The organism is Snodgrassella alvi (assembly GCF_002777745.1).
GTDB lineage: Bacteria > Pseudomonadota > Gammaproteobacteria > Burkholderiales > Neisseriaceae > Snodgrassella > Snodgrassella alvi_D.
Map to the genome: position 1 here is coordinate 1 of NZ_MEIO01000037.1, position 3,854 is coordinate 3,854.

Consider the following 3,854-nt stretch of genomic DNA (forward strand, 5'->3'; position numbering starts at 1 on the left):
CCACGTGATTCACTCGCTGTACTCTGGTGCTCAGTATTTTTTATTACCTGTCCATTCGGGGTTACTAACCTTCCAGCGTTTTGGTTGTATCTGGTCGTAATTGCTTTTATTTCATTTACTGATAATGCCTTACCTCGTTTTAGTGTCAGTGCAGTTATTACTGTATTAACACTCAATCCAGAATTATAAAGTGCATCTACTTGCTCTGCCATAGAGTACGACCCTATAGCCTGACCTGCAATCTGATACTGCAATACCCGCATTGCTATCTGCTGCTCAGATGCGCCTGACTGCCTCATTTTTTGCACTAAATTGGATAGTGTTATTTGCTGGAAGTCTGGATTGGCTATTACTCCGGATGGTGTCCATTTCTGGGCATCCATGTTGAATATGGGGGTGCTCCAGCCATCTTGGCTTTCGCCTGCACCTTGCATCATTTTGCTTGCATAGCTTGTTAACAATATCATTGATTCTTCAGTTGTTAATTCTCCGCTTCTATATAAGTCAAGTATGATTTTAGATGCCTGTTCGCTGGCTTCTATGTAGTCTTTTTTAACTTGCTGTCTGCATGCATCTGTTTTGCACTCATTATATTTTCTTTGGTAATCATCGGCATTTTGTACGCCGGCTTTTTTTAGTTTTTCGTTTATTTTTCTTTCTTGGGCATTTAGTTTGCTTTCGCCTTTGCTGTTGATGAGGGCGTTATTCTCCACCGCATTCTGCCCGACCACTCCCGCTATCTGCGCATCAATCAGTGAACCACCGGTTAGCCCGCCTGATACAGTGGCCACTGCTGATGATAAATCTCTGATGCTGGCTTTGACATTTTCCGGTAAGCGGTTCGGGTCTATCTCGCCGGTTATCGGGTCTATGGCTTCGGGGTACTGATCTTTGGGCAGTTGTTTGATCAGGTATTGCGCTGCCAGTTCGGCGGCACTCGCGCCTACTGCTCCGGCTGCGGCATTACCGCCGTTGACGCTCGCACTGATGGCGCCTACCAGGGCATGCGCTACCAGCTGCGCTGCCTGATTCTGGTTCTCTCCATGGCCGAATTGTTTGCCGATCAGCTCTGCCGCATACGGTGCGAGGGCGTTGGTGGCTGCTTGCAGGCTGCTTTGGCCGCCAAGAATGCCGGTAACGGCGCTGGTGACGGCGTTCATGGCACGGCTCTTGTTGCCGCCGATACCCCATGACTGGGCTTGTTCGTCTGCTGCGCGGTAGTCTTTGCTGGTTTCTCTGAGAACGAGTTGTTTTTTATCTTCGCTGAGCTGGCTGTAATCCTGCCACAGCTCGGGATTGTTGGTTTGTAGTTCCTGCTCGGCTTTTTCTCGTGCCTGCTGGCGCTCCTGATCGGCTTTTCTGGCCATGTCGGCACTGAGGGTGCGTACGCTGCTGGCTATGGTGGCGCTGGCATCGGCTACTGCCTGTTGTTTGTCCATGATCTGTTGCAGATCGGGCAGTTGGCTGACTTTGTTGTGGGCGCTGTCGATGTCGCTGTGGATGCCTATTTCTTCGACGCTGGTGGCTTTGCCGTTGATGGTGATTTGTCCCGGGCTGATGGTGGCATGGGTGGTGCTGTGGTCGCTGCCGCTTTCGTGTTGTGGCAGGGTGGGGTTATAGCTGGGGTTGCCGGGAATGGTGCTGTCTTTGCCGCTGAAGCCGCCGTTGATGGAGGTGTTGCTGGCTTTGAAGCTGGAGTGGTTTTCGATATCCTTGAAGGTGAGGCTGTTGGTGGTGAGCTGGTTGTGCTCTCTGGCTGCGCCGGAACCGATGGCGCCGCCTTGCAGGTCGATGCTATCGGCTTTGATGTGGTAGCCGTCTTTGCCGGCAAAAAGGCCGGACTGTTGGTTGACGGCGTTGAGGTGGCCGGAGGCGTTGCTGCTGTTAACGCCGCCGGATACTTCCCATACGCTGCCAAAGCCGCCTTGTACGTGGATATTATTTTTTGATAAGTTAATGTTTTATTTTCTGTTATGATAAAAGAATTTTGTTGTAGAATAATTTAAGAGATTCGTTAATAGAGTAAATATTGGCATTGACTCTTAAATTCAATAAATCTTCAATTTTAACTTTATCATTTTTAGTTTCCTTGAATAAACCATGGGTATCATTCAAATAATCAACTCCTGAAATTTGTGCTACTGCAATGAGAATCGATAACTGAACTACAAATAAAAAGCTTTCATTATTGAAGTGAATTTCAGTAATACTAAACTCATATATTTCTTTATCACTATGATATTCCCAATATTCATCTAGCATATATAAAATATACCCACCTTCTCCAAGTAGCATATTTTCTATAAATCGATATATTTTATTATCAGGTTCAATTATTTTTACTTCTTGCCCTTCAGAATTCTGAATAGAAATATTTAAAGGCTGTTTTGTTTCACCTAATAGAAAATTAAATATTTTTTGAGCATGTAAAGACAAACGATGTACTTCTATTTTCATAGGTTTAGTGAAAAAAATACTTAGAGATACACTCATTACCATCCCTTCGGTTTACTGTTTAAAACTGATTTTGGTTTTATGGTCACAAAACCGTCTTTGGTTTTAACGATAATTTGATTTATAACTCCTTGTTGCAATGCATTTCCACTTAAAGGTCCATTTTTTGCAAATTTAATTAATTGCTCACTGGACATATTTTTAGCGTCTACATACATAGTTGCATCCAATATATTAAACTCTTTACCTGTTTTATTTGCCTTACTAACATCCTGTAATATTGCTAATGGATTTGAAGATGTAATTTCCTTTAAACTCACAGGGAATTTTTCTCCTGAAGCAGCTGTATACCAACCATCAATAACAGGATAATCTGATGATGTTATGGCTTTACCATTTAACTTACTACCTACAGTAAGTTTTGGCACTCCTTCAAATCCTCCACCAAATTCATCAATTATTCTTTGAGCTTGTTGTATCTCGTGAGGCTTCAAATCATTTACTACAACTATTCCCTTACCAGCCTTAGCCGAACCTTTACTCGCCTCTTTACCTATCTGACCAATCTCTTCCGCGTACTTCCCGCCAATCTTACTTGTCGATTTTATCGCTGAGGCCGGTAAATTATTTACCGTTACAGCTCCAGTGGCCAGTCCGGCTAGTATATCTGCCGATTCTACTGTGACAACTGTACATCCTGCCGGATTTACTCTACATGCTGAGTATATCGCTCCTATTGCTTCTGGAGCTACTAATCCTACTCCTGCTATTGCATAACCACCTCCTACCTGAACTATTGTGATTGCTGAGCTCGCCATCCTTATTTGATGCGCTATTTTCATAGCCTCTCTGTGTTTTGCATCCTTGGACAACATTGCGGCTGATGCTGGTGATATTAGCTGGATTAAGTCAAATTGGTTATTTTCCACCGCATTCTGCCCAACCACTCCCGCTATCTGCGCATCAATCAGTGAACCACCGGTTAGCCCGCCTGATACGGTGGCTACTGCTGATGATAGGTCTCTGATGCTGGCTTTGACATTTTCCGGTAAGCGGTTCGGGTCTATCTCGCCGGTTCTCGGGTCTATCGCTTCGGGGTACTGATCTTTGGGCAGTTGTTTGATCAGGTATTGCGCTGCCAGTTCGGCGGCACTCGCGCCTACGGCTCCGGCTGCGGCATTGCCGCCGTTGACGCTGGCACTGATGGCGCCTACCAGGGCATGCGCTACCAGCTGCGCTGCCTGATTCTGGTTCTCTTCATGGCCGAATTGTTGGCCGATCAGCTCTGCCGCATACGGTGCGAGGGCGTTTAGTACCTGTTGTTTTTGTCTTCGCTGAGTGGGTTATAATCCTGCCATTTAGTGTGTTGTATAGGTTGATTTAGCCTAAATCTTTTTTAA

At 45.3% G+C, this 3,854-nt stretch carries 4 protein-coding genes; 1 reads left to right on the forward strand and 3 read right to left on the reverse strand.

Annotated elements, in window-relative coordinates:
* A partial coding sequence (locus tag BHC51_RS05215) for a VENN motif pre-toxin domain-containing protein (protein ID WP_180296433.1) occupies window positions 1-1,439 on the reverse strand: 1,439 nt, incomplete at its 3' end.
* A 105-nt stretch (window positions 1,440-1,544) separates the two neighbouring features.
* Between BHC51_RS05215 and BHC51_RS05220 the strand changes: the two genes are divergently transcribed.
* Window positions 1,545-1,949 carry a hypothetical protein gene (locus tag BHC51_RS05220; RefSeq protein ID WP_143558784.1) on the forward strand — a complete coding sequence of 135 codons (405 nt, stop codon included), beginning with the start codon at window positions 1,545-1,547 and terminating at the stop codon, window positions 1,947-1,949.
* 22 nt (window positions 1,950-1,971) lie between these two features.
* Here BHC51_RS05220 and BHC51_RS05225 read toward each other — a convergent pair whose 3' ends face one another.
* Window positions 1,972-2,493, reverse strand: coding sequence for a hypothetical protein (locus BHC51_RS05225; protein ID WP_100153504.1), 522 nt, complete (start codon window positions 2,491-2,493; stop codon window positions 1,972-1,974).
* The gene (locus tag BHC51_RS05230) at window positions 2,493-3,737 is read right to left on the reverse strand and encodes a VENN motif pre-toxin domain-containing protein (protein WP_373885681.1); all 1,245 of its coding nucleotides are present in this window, start codon (window positions 3,735-3,737) and stop codon (window positions 2,493-2,495) included. The genes BHC51_RS05225 and BHC51_RS05230 overlap by 1 nt, the downstream gene beginning before the upstream one ends.
* Between the last annotated feature and the right edge of the window lie 117 nt (window positions 3,738-3,854).

Coding starts and splice junctions, on each gene's coding strand:
- BHC51_RS05225 (WP_100153504.1), bottom strand. CDS start 2,493: ATGAGTGTATCTCTAAGTATTTTTTTCACTAAACCTATGAAAATAGAA.